Raw genomic sequence first — 17,443 nt, 5'->3', positions numbered from 1 at the left:
AGGCCGGGAGAGGGCTCTGTCCTCTTGTGGGTTCTCGCCTGCGGAGGCACCCTCTCCCCAGCCCTCCCCCGCAAGCGGGGGAGGGAGCGCACCGCGACCGCGGATCGTTTCCTCCTCTCATCATTTGCCAGACCAATGACGCTGACCCTCGAAACCCGCGACCTGACCATCCGCTTCGGCGGTCATGTCGCAGTCAACAGCGTCACCTGCAGCTTCCGCCCCGGCGAACTCACCGCGATCGTCGGCCCGAATGGCGCCGGCAAGACCACCTATTTCAACCTGATCTCCGGACAGCTTCGCGCATCAACCGGCAGCATCCTGTTCGACGGTACCGACATCACCCGGCACTCGGCGCCGATGCGGACGCGCGCAGGCCTGGGGCGCGCCTTCCAGCTCACCAATCTGTTTCCGAACCTCTCGGTGGAGGAAAACGTCCGCCTCGCCGTGCAGGCCGCCGACGGCACGCATTACGACATGCTGCGGCCCTGGACGGTCCGCCGTGAGCTGATCGCCCGCGCTGATGCGATTCTGGATCAGGTCGCGCTCGGCGGCCGCCGCGGCGTGGCCGCGACCGCACTGTCGCATGGCGATCAGCGCAAGCTCGAGGTTGCGCTGATGATTGCGCTGGAGCCGAAGGTGTTCATGTTCGACGAGCCAACCGCAGGCATGAGCATCGACGAGGTGCCGGTGGTGTTGAACCTGATCGCGCAGCTCAAGCAGGATAAAAGCAAGATCATTCTCCTCGTCGAGCACAAGATGGACGTCGTCCGCTCGCTCGCCGACCGCATCATCGTGTTGCATAACGGGCAACTTGTTGCCGACGGGCCACCGGCCGAGGTGATCGCCTCACCGATCGTGCAGGAGGCTTATCTGGGCGTCGCACCCAGGAAAGCTGCAGGGGAGAAAGCTGCGGGGAGCGCGGCATGACCGACCTGCTCCAGCTCTCCGGCGTACACACCCATATCGGCCGCTATCATATTCTCCAGGGCATCGATCTCGCCGTCGCGCAGGGGCAGACCACGATGCTGCTCGGCCGCAACGGCGCCGGCAAGACCACGACGCTGCGCACCATCATGGGCCTCTGGCAGGCCTCTTCCGGCGAGATCAGCCTCGCCGGCGAACGCATCGAGAGCCGTGCGACGCCCGACATCGCGCGGCTCGGCATCGGCTACGTGCCGGAGAGCATGGCGGTGTTTTCCGACCTCACGGTGAAGGAAAATCTGATGCTGGCGGCGCGCGACGGACCGCTCGACGACACCCAGCTCGACTGGATTTTTGGTTTCTTCCCGGCGCTGCGCCGGTTCTGGCTGTCGCGCGCGGGGAGTCTCTCGGGTGGACAGAAGCAGATGTTGTCGATTGCCCGCGCCATCGTCGAACCGCGCAAGCTCTTGCTGATCGACGAGCCGACCAAGGGGCTGGCACCCGCGATCGTGATGGCGCTGATCGAGTGCCTGAAGGAGATCAAGCGCAAGGGCGCCACCATCCTGATGGTCGAGCAGAATTTCTTTGCCGCCCGCGAGCTCGGCGACAACGTGCTGGTGATGGACAACGGCACCATCGTTCATCGCGGCGAGATGGCGGCCTTGGCCTCCGACGTGCCGCTCCAGGAACGACTGCTCGGCCTGAGCTTGGAGGCGCATCAGTGACTGAACTCGCGGCAACCGATCCGCTGCCGAAGCCGAAGCGCGACATCGCGCCGATCCTGCTGCCGATCGCGGTCGCCCTCGTGATGATCCCGCTGATCGGCTCCCCCAGCACCTGGCTGACGCTGACGGCCGCGAGCCTCGCCATGGGCATGATGATCTTCATCATGGCCTCCGGCCTCACGCTCGTGTTCGGCCTGATGGACGTGCTCAATTTCGGCCATGGCGCCTTCATCGCGGTCGGCGCCTATGTCGCGACCCTGGTGCTGGCGCCGTTCGCGGCCTCCCTTCAGGCGGATTCGCTGTGGATGAACCTCGCGGTGCTGGCGCCGGCGGCATTGCTGTCGATGGCGGTCACCGGCGCGCTCGGCCTGATCGTCGAGCGGGTGCTGATCCTGCCCGTCTACGGCCAGCATCTGAAGCAGATCCTGATGACGACGGGCGGCCTGATCGTCGCCGAGCAGACGCTCTATGCGGTGTGGGGGCCGCAGATCATCCCGACGCCGCTGCCGACCTCGCTGCGCGGCTCCTTCATTTTCGGCGACGTCGCGATCGCCAAATACCGCGTGCTGGCGATGCTGATCGGCCTCGCCGTCTTCATCGCGATCCAGCTCGTGCTCAACCGAACCAAGCTCGGGCTTCTGATCCGTGCCGGCGTCGAGAACCGCGAGATGGTCGAGGCGCTCGGCTATCGCATCCGCCGCCTGTTCCTCGGCGTGTTCATGACGGGATCGGCGCTGGCCGGCCTCGGCGGCGTGATGTGGGCGCTGTATCGCGAGCAGGTGCACGCCTCCATGAGCGACGACCTCACCGTCTTGATCTTCATCGTCGTCATCATCGGCGGCCTCGGCTCGATCGGCGGCTGCTTCATTGGCGCGATCCTGGTGGCGATGGTCGCCAATTACGGCGGCTTCCTGCTGCCAAAACTCGCTCTCGTCTCCAACATCCTGCTGATGGTCGCCATTCTGATGTGGCGGCCGCGCGGCCTCTATGCGGTGACCAGCCGATGATGATCCTCTCGGGCGACCCGCCGCGTAGCCGCGTGCTCACGCTCGTTCTCGTCCTCATCATCCTGGCGCTGGTGGCGACGCCGTTCCTGTTCCCCGGGGCGAAGGCGTTGAACGTCGCGGCCAAGATCTGCGTCTTCGCCGCGCTGGTCGCCTCCTATGATTTGCTGCTCGGCTATACCGGCTCGGTGTCGTTCGCACACACCATGTTCTACGGGATCGGCAGCTACGCGATCGCGATCGCACTGTATGGAATGGGCCCGAATTGGGCCGCGGTTGCAACCGGCATCGTCGTCGGCCTGCCGCTGTCTGCGCTGCTTGCGCTTGCGATCGGACTGTTCTCGCTGCGGGTCGCCGCGATCTTCTTTGCCATGATCACGCTCGCGGTCGCGTCCGCCTTCCAGGTGCTGGCCTCGCAGCTGTCCTGGCTGACCGGCGGCGAGGACGGCCGCAGCTTTCAGTTGCCGGAGCTGCTGCGCCCCGGCACGGTGCTGATCTCCAGGAACGTGCTCGGCTTCGAGGTCAACGGCCGCATCCTGACCTATTATCTGCTGTTCGCCGTCTCGGCGGTGATGATCCTCGCTTTGCTGCGGGTGGTGAACTCGCCGTTCGGGCGCGTGTTGCAGGCGATCCGCGAAAACCGTTTCCGCGCCGAGGCGCTCGGCTTCCGCACCGTCTTCCACCTGACCTACGCCAACTGCCTCGCCGCACTGGTGGCCGCCGGCGCCGGCATCCTCAATGCACTGTGGCTGCGCTATGCCGGCCCCGATACCTCGCTCAGCTTCTCGATCATGCTGGACATCCTCCTGATGGTGGTGATCGGCGGCATGGGCACGATCTACGGCGCGATCATCGGCGCCACCATTTTCATCCTTGCCCAGAACTATCTGCAGTCGCTGATGGGCGTCGCTTCCAAGGCGGCGTCGGAAGCCGGCCTGCCGCTGCTGCCGGGGCTGTTGCATCCCGACCGCTGGCTGCTGTGGCTCGGGCTGCTCTTCATCGCCAGCGTCTACTTTTTTCCGACCGGCGTGGTCGGGCGGCTGCGCAATGGCGGTGGCGACAAGAGCGCTGGTACCTCGCATTAACGCGCGGTTAGTGATGCAGCGCAGCGGCTTGCTGAACACGACTGGGATCGCGCAACGAGATTAATGCTTAGGTAACTGGTTTTCCTAAGCTTTGCGCCATTTGTGCGGCGTATTCCTGTCCCTCCAGGGAGGGGGAATGCGCCAGGTCTTATCAGGGGTCGCAGCAGGAATGTCCCTAGCCGTGAAGAACGGCTGGGAGGCAGCGATTCGCCGCGGACCAGTGCTGTGGCTGACCCTGTGCGGCGTGTTGCTGGTCGCTGGGATCTTCGCCGTGACCGCCATGGCGGTCGGCGAATTTCGCGAACGAACCCTGGCCAATCGCGAGCGCGAGCTGGAAAACACGGTGCAGCTGATCGCGCGGCACTTTGATCAGCAATTCGAAGATTCCGACGTCGTCGCCGCCGATGTGATCGGGCAGATGAACCTGCCGGAGATCACCTCACCCGCGATGTTCCGCGAGCGGATGTCGGGGCCTGCCGCCAACCAGATGCTGCGCAGCAAGATCAGCGCGGTGTCCTACCTCGGCGACATCGTCATCTACGATGCGGAGGGTGAGATCGTCAATTGGTCGCGCGCCCAGCCGCTGCCCACGATCAACATCGCTGCCCGCGCCTATTTCCAGACCTTCAAGTCGGACCCGCGATCCGAGCCGGTGCTGCTGGAATCCGTGCGCAGCTACGTCATCGGCAAATGGACCACGGTCGTCGCGCGAAGTCTGAACATGCCGGACGGCACTTTCCTCGGCGTCCTGGTGCGCCGGATCGATCCCGACAATTATCATCGCTATTTTGCTTCCGTGGCGCTCGGCGAAGGCGCGGCCATTTCGCTGTTCGACCGCGAAGGCAAGATGCTGGCGCGCTACCCGCACGTCGAAGACCTGATCGGCAAGAACTTCAAGGATGCGCCATTGATGCGCAAAATGCTGACCGAAGGCGGCCGGCACACCCTGCGCGTCAAAGGTCCGATCAACGGCGAGGACCGCCTCGGCTCGGGGGCGTCGCTCTCGCATTTCCCACTGATCATCGTCGCGACCAACACCACGAGCGCCGCGCTGGCCGATTGGCGGCAGCAGACCGGCTTCATGGTCACCACGGCCGGGCTTTCGGCCGCGGTGATCGCGCTGATCCTGTTCCTGATCGTTCGACAGATCAACCAAGAAAACCGCGAGGCGCAGCAACGGCTGGAAGCGGAGCGCGGGCGGCTCGACACGGCCCTGAACAACATGTCGCAAGGGCTGATCCTGTACGACGCTGCCGGATACATCGTCACCTGCAACCGCCGCTACGCCGACATGTTCGGCCTGTCTTCGGACGTCATCAAACCCGGCTGCCACATCCATCAGGCGATGCACCATCGCAAGGAGCGCGGTGCGTTCGACGGCGACGTCGAGGCGTTTTGCGCCGACGTCATGAGGGTCGTGGCCGAAGGCACGGTTTCCACCAGGATCCATGAGCTGCCCAACGGCCGCGCTTTCCAGGTCATCAACACGCCGCTCGCGCAGGGCGGATGGGTGGCCACGATCGAGGAGATCACCGAGCGGCGCAATCTGGAGCAGGAACGCGACCGCAACTACATGTTCCTGCGCGAGATCATCGACCATATTCCCTCGCAGATCACGGTGAAGGATGCCCAGACCCGGCAATATCTGCTGATCAACCGGACCGCCGAGGAGCAATTCAACCAATCGGGTGAAGAGATCGTCGGCAAAACTCCCTTCGACTTGTATCCGGACGCCACGGCCATGGTCGTTACCGACGACGACAGCAAGGCGTTGCGGGAGACCAAGGGATTGCTCAAGGGCGAGCACCCCTGGCAAAGCCAGACCAGGGGACTCCGCTACATCACCTCAACCCGGATCGGCATTCGCGATAAATCCGGCGAGCCGCGCTACCTCATCAATGTCGTCGAGGATGTCACCGAACGGCGGCGCGCCGACGAGAAGATCGCGCATATGGCGCATTACGACGCGCTCACCGACCTGCCGAACCGGGTGCTGTTCCGTGACCAGATCGAACACGAGCTGGAGAAGGTCGCCGGCGGCGGTCAGTTCGCGTTGCTCTATATCGACATCGACGAATTCAAGGGCATCAACGATTCGCTCGGCCATCACGTCGGCGACGAGTTGTTGAAGGCGATTGCGGGCCGGATCCGCGGCTGCCTCGGACAAGGCGACCTGATCGCGCGGCTTGGCGGTGACGAATTCGCGGTGATCCAGACCGGGATCGAGTCGTCTGCCGACGTGGTGTCATTCGTGACGCGGATCTTCGAGGCGATCCGACGGCCCTATCACTGCTTCGGTCATCAGCTCTCCACCGACGCCAGCATCGGCATCGCGCTGGCGCCGCAGGACGGCACCGATCTCGACCAGCTCATCAAGAATGCCGATCTCGCGATGTACGGCGCCAAGGCCGAAGGACGCCGCACCCACCGCTTCTTCGAGCCGGAGATGGATGCGAGCGCCAAGGCGCGCCTGAGCCTGGAGCAGGATCTGCGCCAGGCCCTGGTGAGCGGCGGTTTCGATATTCATTATCAGCCGCTGGTTGATCTGCGCAGCAACGAGGTCGCCGGCTGCGAGGCGCTGCTGCGCTGGCGGCATCCCGAGCGTGGCATGGTGTCGCCGGCGGAGTTCATTCCGATCGCCGAAGACACCGGCCTGATCAACGAGCTCGGCGACTGGGTGCTGCGCATGGCCTGCAACGAGGCCGCGACCTGGCCGGCGCATGTGCGTGTCGCGGTCAACGTCTCGCCGGTGCAGCTCAAATGCGACACGCTGGCGCTGCGGATCGCCGGTGCGCTCGCCGCTTCCGGGCTCGCCCCGTCGCGGCTCGAGCTCGAGATCACCGAGGCCGTGCTGATCCGCGACGACGAGGCGGCGCTCTCGATCCTGCATCAGCTCCGCGCGATCGGCGTGCGCATCGCGCTCGACGATTTCGGCACCGGCTACTCATCGCTCAGCTATCTCAAGCGCTTCCCGTTCGACAAGATCAAGATCGACCGCTGCTTCGTCGCTGATATCGCGGAGACGAGCGGCGCGCCCGTGATCGTGCAGGCGGTGGTGAACATCGCCGCCGCCAGCAACATGACCACGGTCGCCGAGGGCGTCGAGACCGAGGCGCAGCGCGAGATGCTGCGCGCGCTCGGCTGCACGCAGATGCAGGGCTATCTTTTCAGCAAACCGAAGCCGGCCAGCGAGGTGCGAAAGCTGTTCGGCCAGGGCGATGGCTTGCCCCAAGCCTTACCGGTGCAAGCCGTGCCGGTGCAGGCCTTGCCGGTCCAAGCCTTGCCGGTGGCGGCGGTGGCCTGATGGCGAAGCCAGCCAAAATTCCACCCAAGACCGTCGACGTTGCGGATTCCTATGCCATTCCGCCGAGAACTGGTGCGTGATGCCGAAGCTCGGCAGCCAGCTCTATCTCGCCATCGACGCCGGCCCGATTCACGACGAGGCCGGCCATCTGATCGCGGTGGTGGAGACGCTGCGCGATCTCACCGACCAGAAGCGCGCCGAGATGGCGCTGAAGGAGCTTGCCACCAAGGACGGGCTGACCGGCCTGTCGAACCGCCGCTCGTTCGATCAGATGCTGTTGAGCGAATGGGCCCGCGCCCAGCGGACGCAGAAGCCGATGGCGCTGCTGTTCGTCGACGTCGATCATTTCAAGCTGTTCAACGACCGCCACGGCCACCAGAGCGGCGACGAATGCTTGCGCGCGGTCGCTGCCGTCGTCAGCCGCCATGCCGTGCGCCCGCTCGATCTTGCCAGCCGCTATGGCGGCGAGGAATTCGCGCTGATCCTGCCGGACCTGGATTGCGACGCCGCCTGCGTCATCGCCGACGAGATCCGCTGCGCCGTCATGGCCTTGCGGATCGCCCATGGCGCCGACGGGGCCGGCGACCACGTCACCCTCAGCGTCGGCGTCGCCAGCCACATTCCGGGCGAAACCGACGGCAGCCCCGACCGGCTGCTGGGCGCGGCCGACGAGGCGCTCTATGCGGCCAAACGGCTCGGCCGCAACCGCATCATCTGCGCCGAACGGCTGCTCGTCGAATTCGCCGGCCTCGGCCGGGACATCCTGCCGGTTCCTGGCCGCATCGCCCCGCAAATCAGCCTAGCTGGAGACGGCGGAAGCGGTTGCCCGCTCCCGGCCAATCGGCTAAATGAACCCCACTGCACCCGTAGCTCAGCTGGATAGAGCGTTGCCCTCCGAAGGCAAAGGTCACACGTTCGAATCGTGTCGGGTGCGCCAGCTTTTCTTTGTTTTACAACGCGAACTGAAGACTCAGCCTGAGTCTTCAGTTCTGTTTCATTCGCGTGAGTAAGCAATTGGAAGAAAATTTCTGCGCGCTCTTGAATTGGCGCTCGCAATGTAGGTCGGTCCAGTCCATCGAGAGGAAGTTGTTCGGAGACTAGGCCGAGTTTGCAGGAGCTAGCGAAATCCAACATCCACGACGACCGCTTCGGGCCAGAAGCGGCCCGTCGGCATCTCAAGATGCAAGTTGCGCTTCTACCCGAAAGCAGACCCAACTCGGAGGTTGGGGCATGTCGAGAAGTGCCACAAGGCAACTTCAACTCGTCCGCATTACCCTCCCGATGCTCGCGAGGCCGCTTTGCAGCGCCAAGACCCGCGCCGGCGGATCGTGCCGCTCGCCCGTGGTGCAAAGCAAACGGCGCTGCCGCATGCACGGCGGTGCACGCGAATCCGGCGCGCCCAAGGGAAACCGGAATGCGCTCAGGCACGTCCCCCGGTTCAACGCGGAAGTCATCACAGAGCGCGAGCGGATTCGGGACTTGTTGGGTGACGCGCGGGAGTTGCTGCGAGATGAAATGATTTTGCATAGCCGAATGTTGCCGGTCACTCACAACGTTGCGACGATGCCGCCGCCGGGCGGCTCCTACATTTTGCGCCACTGCGCCGGCGTGACGCCCATGTGAGTTTTGAAGGCGCGCTGGAATGCCGCTTCGGATTGGTAGCCGACCTGCTCCGCCACGGCGCCGGTGGAAAGCTGCGATTGCCTCAGTTCGTTGGCAGCGTGCATCATCCGGATCTCGGTCAGAAGCTCGCTGGCTGATCTGCCGAGCTTGTCCTGAAAGTGGCGGGCGAGCGTGGCGCGCGACATGTTGCACAATCGCGCCAACTCGGGCAGCGACCAAGCCCGCGCCGGCTCGTTGAAGAGGGCTGCCACCGCCGGTGCAAGGCGGGGATCACCGGCGAGCGCCAGCAGACCGCTCGGCGCGTCTTCGGTCTCGCTGGCCAGTCTCAGCACCAGCGCGAACATCGCCGTCGACAGCGCGTTCAGCATGGCGCGGCCGCCGAGGTGATCGTCGGCGGACTCGCGCCGCATCAGCGCGACGAGGCCGGCGAGTTGCGCCGCCGTCTCCTGCTGTTCGGCGTGAGCGCCGGCGTGCACGACAAAGCGCGGCGGCAGATAGCTGCGCAACAGCCGGTCGTGCGGGGCCGAGATCGCAAAGTGTCCGCACAGCAGATCGAGCCGTTCGCCCGAACCCGGGTTTTCGCTAATCGTGAAGTTGAGCGCCGCGCGGTTGCGGGCCGGCAGCGCTGCGGCGCCGCTGCCGTCGTGCATGACGTGGCTGACATTGCCGGGAAGCAGAAGGATGTCGCCGGCTTTCAACTGAAGCGGCCTGCCCTTCGCGGAGTCCTCCAGGGTCGCGGAGCCGGCGAGCACCGCATGATACGGGATTGCATTCGCCGCGCCGGGCCCTTGGTCGATACGCCACGGCGCGCCGTAGGAACAGCGCAGGTCGAGCCGCCCGCGCACCGGCATCAACTCGAACAGCCGGCTGAGCCAATCCATGCTGACCTTCCGAAGCAGACAAATTGAGACGATGGAGCATATTATCGAGATTTTGCGACATTCAAAGTATCAAATCATAACCGTACTGTCACTACGCAATCATTCACGAACCCCAACCGCGGAGTGCCACCATGTCCCGTCTTTCAGTCCCCAATGTCGAATCCGATAACGGTCCCTCGGGCCAGGTCTATGCCCAGATCAAGAAGGCGATCGGCAGCGTGCCGAACACCTTTGCGGCGATCGCCGCCCACGGCCCCGCCGCGCTCAAGTCGATCCTGTTCGCCGACGCCACGCTGGCTTCGGGCAGCCTGAGCAAGCGCGATCAGGAAGTCATCAAGCTCGTCATCAGCGGCGTCGCCGGCTGTGATTACTGCGTCGCCGCGCACAATCATCTCGCACGACTCGCCGGGCTCAAGCCCGATGTGCTGAAGCAGATCCGCAACGGTCAGCCCAGCGGCGACGACAAGCGCGACGCGCTTGTTGGATTCGTCCGCAAGCTCGCGCAGTCCAGCGGCACCGTCAGCGACGCGGATTTCGCCGCGATCAAGGCGGCCGGCTACAGCGACGCGCAACTGGTCGAGATCAGCCTCGCCTTCGCGACCACCGTCTTCACCAACGTCTTCAACCGCATCAACGACACCGAGATCGATTTTCCCGCCGTCGCGTAAAGCGACCGCGCCGGATCCTGCATGAAAGGATAACGACCATGACGACCCTTGCCAACACGACGCAAAATCCGCTCGTCCGCGCGCTGCGCGCATCCGGCTTGCTTGCGGAGGATCTCGACTATCACCTCATTCGCGCCGCGATGGTGATCATGTTTATGTTCTTCGGTTACCAGAAGTGGTTTCCCTACGAGTTCGAACGGCTGGTGCCCTTCATCAGCAACGGGCCGCTGATCTGGTGGCTGTATCCGGTGTTCGGCCATGCCGGCGCCAGCTATTTCCTCGGCGCCTCCGAATGGACTTTCGGCACCCTGTTGCTCGCCGGCTTCTGGGACAAGCGGCTCGGCGTTCTCGGCGCCCTCGGCTCGACCAGCACCTTCATCGCGACGGTCACGATCATTCCGTTCCTGCCTGACGCATGGGACGCCTCGGCCGGAGGGTTCCCGGCGATGACCGGCAACATGCCGTTCCTGATGAAGGATGCGGTTCTGCTCGCCGTCTCGTTTTATCTGCTGAAGCAGGATCTGGTTCGCCTGATCCGGTAATCGAGAGACGGATCCGCATAGGGCCGCGCAAATCACCGGCAAGCGCAAAGCTTGCCGGTGATTTGTCAATTTTATTGCTGCAGCTTGAGCCGGTTTCGATGCGCCGCCTGTTTGGCGCGGTTGCCGCAGATCGCCATGCTGCACCAGCGGCGCGCGCGGCCCCGGGTGTGGTCGGCGAACAGCAGCGTGCAGGCGGGTCCCTCACAGGCCTTCACGTTCGAAAAATCTTCCTCGCAGACGAATGTCGCCAGCGCCTCGCCGATCGGCAGCAGCAGCGCTTCCGGCGACCGCCAGCGGCGGATCTTTCGAAACGCCAGCCCGGAGGCCGCGCTGTGGTCATCGACCCCAATGCGTCCAAACCCTTCATCCCGTTCAAGCAGCCGGTTCAACGGCGCCAACTCGTCCAGCGCTTTCGAGGTGAGCGGCCGCCCTTTGTGTTGCCGGACGAAACCTCTGAACCATTCGCGCAGGCTTCGCGCTTGGGCTGCGACGCTGTCGAGTTCGCGAGGCATCGCCTGCGACCGCAGCGTTTCGAGCGCCTCGCGGGGCGCGAGCTGCGCCTGCTCGAGCCAGGCCAGCAGGCCATCGCCGTCGTCGAGCCAGTCAACCGGAGTGTCGACCGGGGTCGCAACCGAATTGAGGAAATCGAGGCCGAGCGCGTCGGCAAGGAACATCGCAGACGGCCGTGAAGCGGTTTGAGCGATCTTTTGGCGCGGAACCTTGGTCATCTATAGCCCCCGTCGACTTTCGATCGCAAAATAACCTGTCTGATGGCTATTGACAAGTTACTTGCCCGGAAAGTAACCTGTTTAAGTGTATAAACCAGGTTACTCCATATGCAAACCGGCAAGGAGCGAAAATGTCCCTCAATGATGTGAGCGTGGTGCTGGTCCACGGCGCTTGGGCCGATGGATCGAGCTGGACCAAAGTGATTGGGCCGCTGCGGGCGGAAGGCATCAGGGTGGTTGCGGCGCCGCTGCCGCTGACCTCGCTGGCCGATGACGTGGCGGCGCTCGATCGAACCCTCGGGCGGATCGATGGCCCGGTGGTGCTGGTGGGCCACGCCTATGCCGGCGCGGTAATCGCCGCGACCCAAAGTGAGAAAGTCAGGTCGCTGGTCTATGTCGCGGCACTCGCTCCCGACGAAGGCGAGACGGTCGCCGACGTTTTCTATCGCGCCACGCCGCATCCGCAGGCGCCCTTGCTGGCACCGGACAAGGACGGCGTGGTCTGGCTTCCCGAACACGCCTTTGCCGAAGCGTTCGCGCAGCACGCTTCCAACGAAGAGCAGGCATTGCTGGCCGCAGTGCAGCGGCCGATCGCGGCCGCCTGCATCGGCGTCGCGGTGGGCCGGCCGCTCTGGAAGGACCGCCCGAGCTGGTTTCTCGTGGCCGAGCAGGATCGCATGATCAACCCCGCCACGCAGCGGTTCATGGCGGAACGGATGAAGGCAAAGCTGCATTCACACGCCGTCGATCATACGCCCGGCGTCACCGCACCCGGGATCGTCATCGACATCATCCGCGAGGCCATCCGCGCCGCAGCGGCGGCCCGCACGCCGCAACCGGCTGACCAGAGCCAATAATCTCCCCCACTCGTCAAAATGATTACAAAAATTCAGGAGAATTCCGATGACCGGGATCAAATACCGCTCCGCCGATATCGATGGCTTCAAGATTTTCTACCGCGAGGCCGGGGCGGCCGATGCTCCGACACTGCTGTTGCTTCACGGGTTTCCGAGCGCGGGCCACATGTTCCGCGATCTGATCCCGCTGCTCGCCGATCGCTTCCATATCGTCGCGCCCGACCTGCCCGGCTTCGGCCAATCGGACATGGCGGCGCGGAGTAACTTCACCTACACGTTCGACCATATCGCTGATGTCATCGACCGCTTTACCGAAGTGATCGGCCTCAAGCGCTTCGCGATCTACGTCTTCGACTACGGTGCGCCGACCGGTTTCCGGATTGCCGCCAAACACCCCGATCGTATCACCGCGATCATCTCGCAGAATGGCAACGCCTACGAAGAAGGGCTGAGCGAGGGCTGGACTCCGATCAAGGCTTATTGGCAAGAGCCGTCGCAGGCCAACCGCGACGCGCTTCGCGCCTTCCTCGCACCGGAAACGACGCGCTGGCAATACACCCACGGCGTGACTGACGAGGCGAGCGTCTCGCCCGACGGCCTGTCGCTGGACAATTTCTATCTGGCGCGTCCCGGCGCCGACGAGATCCAGCTCGACCTGTTCGGCGACTACAAGAGCAACATCGCGCTCTACCCGGCATTCCAGAATTACTTCCGCACCCACAAGCCGCCGTTCCTGGCGGCGTGGGGCAAGAACGATCCGTTCTTCCTGCCCCCCGGCGCCGAGGCTTTCAAACGCGACATTCCCGATGCGGTGGTCCGTTTCTTCGACACCGGCCATTTCGCGCTGGAAACGCATGCCGCCGAGATCGCGGCGGCGATGCGCGAATTCCTCATCCACCACGTCTAACAGCACGAGAAATCACATGCCGAAATCAGTCGCCATCGTCACTGGCGCCAGCCAGGGCATCGGCCGCGCCACCGCGATCCGTCTCGCGCGGGACTTTTCGTCGGTCGTGCTCGCCGCGCGCGACCGTCCCAATCTCGAGAAGACGGCGGACGCCGTGAAGGCGGCCGGTGCCGAACCGCTCGTCATCGACATCGACCTTGCCGAGGTGACGGCGGCAAACAGCGTGGTCGACCGGACGCTCAAAGCCTTCGGCCGGATCGATGCCCTTCTCAATATTGCAGGCGCGGTGCCGCAGATCGACCTGTTCGAGATGACCGACGCGCAATGGGACGGCGGCCTTGCCTTGAAATTCCACGGCGCCCGCCGGCTGACGATGGCGGCATGGCCGGCGTTGAAAGAAAGCAAAGGCGCTGTCGTACTGATGTCGGGGAATTCGGCGCAATTTCCCAAGGCGCCCTACGCCGCTGTCGGGACCATCAACGCGGCGATCGTGGCGCTGGCGAAAGCGTTTTCGGATCGCGGCATCGCCGACGGCATCCAGGTCAACAGCGTTCTGCCCGGCCCGGTCATGACCGGCCGACGCCGCTCCTACCTCGCGCATTGGGCGCCGCTGCACAACATGGCCGTGGAGGAGGCCACCGCCAGATTCCCGCAGGATGCCGGCATCGCACGCTATGGCGAGCCGGAAGAGATTGCAGAACTGATGGCTTTTTTGGTATCGCCGGGTGCCCGCTGGATGACGGGATCGACGCTGAGGATGGATGGCGGCGAGGTCAAGTCGATCTGACCGGCGCTCTGAGTTCGACACGACACGAAACCGGCGGGGTGACTGCCATGGCACATGCGAGACGGACCCCGGAGCGACTGAGCGCGTTCTCCGACGGCGTGTTCGCCGTTCTGATCACGGTGCTGGTTCTGGAACTGCGCCCGCCGGAGCTTCCGACGTTCGATGCCCTGCTGTCGCTGTGGCCGACAGGGCTCAGCTATGCTGTGAGCTACCTCTTCATTGCGATCGTGTGGGCCAATCACCACCATCTCATGCACTACGCCACCGACGCGACGCCGCGCCTGATCTGGTCTAATTTCGCGCATCTGTTTTCAGTGTCGCTGCTGCCGCTCTCCACCGCCTGGATGGCAGTGAGCAAGCTCGCGCCGCAACCGGTCGCGTTCTATGCGGCGGTTTTCTTCCTGGTGAACGCGACCTACGTCGCCTTGATCTGGGAGCTGATGGCGCGAATTCCGCTTAACAAGGTTTCGGCCGGCGAGCGCCGGACCATGCGCATCCGCTCCATCGTGACGTTAGGTGTTTTCGCGGTGGCCGCGGCCGTGGCGTTGAAATTCCCGCTGGTCGGGCTGGGCTTGTGTTGTTGCTGTCTGATCGTCTATTTGAGGCCCGAAGCACCGGGAGCCGCGCAACCGTAATTCATGCAATAGCAGTGCGCACGATCCGCGCCCGTTCGCACGACACATTGGCAACTTCATCAGCTCGACCGACGCCGAACCGACCAGGTAATCCCAATCGCCTTCGGCGCGCGGACGGAACGGGCGGATGGACGGGAACCGTGCGCGTCAGCGATCCCGTCGACCTGAGAAACTCACTGTCTTTGGCGATCGGGAAGAGCGCCCCGACACCCGTCGAGTAAAGATCGACGGGACTGTCTGACGTTCGCGAGAACACGGAGGGCTGTGCCGTCTTTCCGCTCTACTTTCGGATCCTGCCGTGCGCAACGCGAGATGTTCCTGAACGCTCGCCAATTTGCTCGCCGTAGCGTTTTGCACGGTCGTGTTTCAATCTGTCCACAAACGCATTATCGCAGGTCAGATGAGGAGACCGACAGCTGTTAGGACCGCTGCCTAACCGACTGATCCCAAAGCTCTCGCTCAATTCCGTGTTCACCGGCGAAGCAAGAAAGCATGGATCGATTGCGGGGACCAAGTCGAAGCCCATCCTGGCACCGCACCATGTCTACCTACGGTTTCCTTACGACGGCCCCGAACACACCCCGTCGAGCCGATCCGTCCTCAAGGCCATGCCGGTCATCCGCACCACAAGATGAGGAGCGCGAGGTCTGGATGTGCGCGCTTGGGACGAAGACGGCGCTGCACCGGTCGCTACCCGATGCCTACCCTGCGCATTGTCGCCTTCAACGCGATTGAAGGTTGGCCCAAGGACGCAACCTCCGAAGTTGGCACGGCACCGCCTGGAACTTGCCGATCACGATCATGTCCATGAGTTGCCACTTCGTGTCGGATTGTGTCTCGACAAGAATTTCGCTATTGCGAAGTCGATGAAGCCGTCGGAAAACTATCGGCCAGACATTGACGGGCTGCGTGCCGTCTCAATCCTGCTGGTCGTCGGCTATCACGCGCACCCTTGGATGCTGCCCGGCGGCTTCGTCGGCGTTGACGTCTTCTTCGTCATCTCTGGCTTTCTGATCACGCGGATACTGCTGACGCCTGGTGGCATCTCGCTCGCGGCATTCTACGGCCGCCGCATCAAGCGCATCTTTCCGGCCCTGATCGCCGTGCTGCTGGCCACCTATGCGCTCGGATACGCCATCCTGCTGCCTCCACAGTTCCGGCTGCTCGGAGAGAACATCGTCGCCAGCGTTCTCTTCGCCTCAAACCTGTTCCAGCTCGGGCAGGCCAGCTACTTTGCGCCACTCGCCGGAGAGAACGCGCTTCTCCACCTTTGGTCGCTCGGTGTCGAGGAACAGTTCTACATCTTTTGGCCGCTGGCGCTCGGCCTGCTGGCGCGCTCGCCGCACCGGCGTCAATACATCCTCGGCGCCATCGCGCTGTCGCTGGTGGCGGGCGTGGCTCTGGCCAGGACGAACTTGGAGTGGGGCTTCTACGCCCCCTTGCCGCGGGCATGGGAACTGCTGATCGGCGGGCTCGTGGCCGAGGCCAACCTCGTTCGAAAAAGCAGGAGCAACCTTCTCGGCGCGATTGGCCTTGGTGCCATCGCATCTTCCGCTCTGCTGTTCGATCGCGCGATGGCCTTTCCGGGGGCGCTGGCATTGCTCCCCGTTATCGGCGCTGCACTGGTGATCGCGTCGCCAAATGCCGCGGTCAACCGCGTGCTATTGTCGAGCCGGCCCGCCGTGCTGCTCGGTCTCATCAGCTACCCACTCTATCTCTGGCACTGGCCGCTGCTGGCCTATCTCGGAATTGTACGGCACGGGGTTCCGAATTTCATCGAGATATGGGCCGTAGTTCTCGCCGCGACCGTGTTGTCAATCCTGACCTATCGCTACATCGAATCGCCGTTCCGTCATCGGCGCAATGCCGCGCCGGCTTTGTCGATCGCGCTGGCCTTGGTCGGCGTGATCGGAATCGCCACGATCCTCTCCGCCGGCTTTGTCTCGCGATTTCCGCTGGCGCTACAGGCAATCGCGACGGTCAGCACCGATGACAATCCCGCATTCAGGGACCACTGTTTCCTGGAGGCACCGGGGAGTAGCTTTGATGCGAACTGCATCGAGCAGGGCGACAAGCCGCTGCTCCTGCTTTGGGGCGATTCATCCGCCGCGGCCCTCTATCCGGCCGCGGCGGATGCGGCAAGGGAAGCCTCGTTCCGCGTGGGGCGTTTCAATGCGCCGGGCTGTGCGCCGATCCTCGATGCGGGACCGAATGCATCCTGCGTCGAGAGCAACGGCAGGGCCATTGCCGTCATCAAGGGATCTCATCCCGATATCGTCGTGCTGCATGCGATGTGGGGTTTCGATACCGACCTGAACAAGCTCGGCAGCACCATCGCCGCGCTTCGGAGCACCGGGGTAGCGCGCGTGGTCATCGTCGGGCCGCCGCCGGTGTGGAAGCGCACGCTGCCGCACGCGATCATCAACCACTATCGCTTCGCGCACGAGCTTCCTGACCGGCTCGGCGCCGGGGTATCCGGGCCTGCAGAGGATGATCTGATGGCCGCTTTCAGCAAATCCGCCGGCGTCGATTATGTGTCGTTGCGGAAGGTGCTATGCGATGAGCGGCAACAATGCCTCGTGCGCACGCCGGCCGGCGAGGTGATCGTGACTGATACGATACATCTGTCACCGGGCGGGGCTAGGCTGGTACTCGATGCCGTGGGGCGGGATTTGTTTCGGCAGGCTGCCTCTCCTAGCGCCGTCTTGCACTGAAGGCCGGACTACATAAAGCCGAGCTTAGCTCACCGTGGTTAGCACAGGCTTGATCGAAGGAG

Annotated in this window: 16 protein-coding genes and 1 tRNA gene; 15 read left to right on the top strand and 2 right to left on the bottom strand. The window is 63.9% G+C overall.

Annotated features, from left to right (window positions below):
• Positions 1-135 precede the first annotated feature (135 nt).
• The 8 genes from IVB27_RS05705 to IVB27_RS43110 all read left to right on the top strand — a co-directional run bounded on the left by IVB27_RS05705 (position 136) and on the right by IVB27_RS43110 (position 8,662).
• The gene (locus tag IVB27_RS05705) at positions 136-927 is read left to right on the top strand and encodes an ABC transporter ATP-binding protein (RefSeq protein WP_247442049.1); all 792 of its coding nucleotides are present in this window, start codon (positions 136-138) and stop codon (positions 925-927) included.
• Entirely contained in the window at positions 924-1,646 is a 723-nt protein-coding gene (locus IVB27_RS05700; RefSeq protein WP_247442048.1) for an ABC transporter ATP-binding protein, read from the top strand. The genes IVB27_RS05705 and IVB27_RS05700 overlap by 4 nt, the downstream gene beginning before the upstream one ends.
• The gene (locus tag IVB27_RS05695; protein ID WP_247442047.1) at positions 1,643-2,653 is read left to right on the top strand and encodes a branched-chain amino acid ABC transporter permease; all 1,011 of its coding nucleotides are present in this window, start codon (positions 1,643-1,645) and stop codon (positions 2,651-2,653) included. Before IVB27_RS05700 ends, IVB27_RS05695 begins: the two co-directional genes overlap by 4 nt.
• Positions 2,650-3,735 carry a branched-chain amino acid ABC transporter permease gene (locus IVB27_RS05690; RefSeq protein WP_247442046.1) on the top strand — a complete coding sequence of 362 codons (1,086 nt, stop codon included), beginning with the start codon at positions 2,650-2,652 and terminating at the stop codon, positions 3,733-3,735. The genes IVB27_RS05695 and IVB27_RS05690 overlap by 4 nt, the downstream gene beginning before the upstream one ends.
• Positions 3,736-3,871: 136 nt before the next feature.
• Positions 3,872-7,039 carry a bifunctional diguanylate cyclase/phosphodiesterase gene (locus tag IVB27_RS05685; protein ID WP_247442045.1) on the top strand — a complete coding sequence of 1,056 codons (3,168 nt, stop codon included), beginning with the start codon at positions 3,872-3,874 and terminating at the stop codon, positions 7,037-7,039.
• 79 nt (positions 7,040-7,118) lie between these two features.
• Positions 7,119-7,922 (top strand): GGDEF domain-containing protein, encoded by an 804-nt coding sequence (locus tag IVB27_RS05680; protein ID WP_247442044.1) that lies wholly within the window; start codon positions 7,119-7,121, stop codon positions 7,920-7,922.
• Positions 7,900-7,976, top strand: a tRNA-Arg gene (locus IVB27_RS05675). Before IVB27_RS05680 ends, IVB27_RS05675 begins: the two co-directional genes overlap by 23 nt.
• 293 nt (positions 7,977-8,269) lie before the next feature.
• The gene (locus IVB27_RS43110) at positions 8,270-8,662 is read left to right on the top strand and encodes an HGGxSTG domain-containing protein (protein WP_345946834.1); all 393 of its coding nucleotides are present in this window, start codon (positions 8,270-8,272) and stop codon (positions 8,660-8,662) included.
• Here the strand turns inward: IVB27_RS43110 and IVB27_RS05670 are convergent.
• On the bottom strand, positions 8,623-9,543 hold the full coding sequence (locus IVB27_RS05670) for an AraC family transcriptional regulator (protein ID WP_247442043.1): 921 nt from the start codon (positions 9,541-9,543) through the stop codon (positions 8,623-8,625). The two genes, IVB27_RS43110 and IVB27_RS05670, sit on opposite strands and share 40 nt — an antisense overlap.
• 131 nt (positions 9,544-9,674) lie before the next feature.
• On the opposite strand from IVB27_RS05670, the gene IVB27_RS05665 reads away from it, so the two are divergent.
• Both IVB27_RS05665 and IVB27_RS05660 read left to right on the top strand, forming a co-directional pair.
• Positions 9,675-10,211, top strand: a complete 537-nt coding sequence (locus IVB27_RS05665; RefSeq protein ID WP_247442042.1) for a carboxymuconolactone decarboxylase family protein — start codon at positions 9,675-9,677, stop codon at positions 10,209-10,211.
• Between the two features lie 38 nt (positions 10,212-10,249).
• Entirely contained in the window at positions 10,250-10,753 is a 504-nt protein-coding gene (locus tag IVB27_RS05660; protein WP_247351599.1) for a YkgB family protein, read from the top strand.
• A 71-nt stretch (positions 10,754-10,824) separates the two neighbouring features.
• On the opposite strand, the gene IVB27_RS05655 is transcribed toward IVB27_RS05660, so the two are convergent.
• Complete coding sequence (locus tag IVB27_RS05655) at positions 10,825-11,427, bottom strand: CGNR zinc finger domain-containing protein (RefSeq protein WP_247351597.1); 603 nt, start codon at positions 11,425-11,427, stop codon at positions 10,825-10,827.
• Between the two features lie 185 nt (positions 11,428-11,612).
• Between IVB27_RS05655 and IVB27_RS05650 the strand changes: the two genes are divergently transcribed.
• From IVB27_RS05650 to IVB27_RS05630, 5 genes are all read left to right on the top strand, one after another.
• Positions 11,613-12,338 (top strand): alpha/beta fold hydrolase, encoded by a 726-nt coding sequence (locus tag IVB27_RS05650; protein ID WP_247442040.1) that lies wholly within the window; start codon positions 11,613-11,615, stop codon positions 12,336-12,338.
• A 46-nt stretch (positions 12,339-12,384) separates the two neighbouring features.
• A complete protein-coding gene (locus IVB27_RS05645) occupies positions 12,385-13,245 on the top strand; it encodes an alpha/beta fold hydrolase (protein WP_247442038.1) in 861 nt (286 codons plus the stop codon).
• A 16-nt stretch (positions 13,246-13,261) separates the two neighbouring features.
• Positions 13,262-14,032: an SDR family oxidoreductase gene (locus IVB27_RS05640; RefSeq protein ID WP_247442036.1), complete on the top strand. Its 771-nt coding sequence runs from the start codon at positions 13,262-13,264 to the stop codon at positions 14,030-14,032.
• Positions 14,033-14,079: 47 nt separating this feature from the next.
• Positions 14,080-14,667: a TMEM175 family protein gene (locus IVB27_RS05635; RefSeq protein WP_247442035.1), complete on the top strand. Its 588-nt coding sequence runs from the start codon at positions 14,080-14,082 to the stop codon at positions 14,665-14,667.
• An 866-nt stretch (positions 14,668-15,533) separates the two neighbouring features.
• Complete coding sequence (locus IVB27_RS05630) at positions 15,534-17,381, top strand: acyltransferase family protein (protein ID WP_247442033.1); 1,848 nt, start codon at positions 15,534-15,536, stop codon at positions 17,379-17,381.
• Positions 17,382-17,443 lie beyond the last annotated feature (62 nt).

Origin of the sequence: Bradyrhizobium sp. 197, from assembly GCF_023073375.1 — a bacterium.
Taxonomy (GTDB): domain Bacteria; phylum Pseudomonadota; class Alphaproteobacteria; order Rhizobiales; family Xanthobacteraceae; genus Bradyrhizobium.
This window is presented reverse-complemented; position numbering and strand designations above follow the sequence as displayed.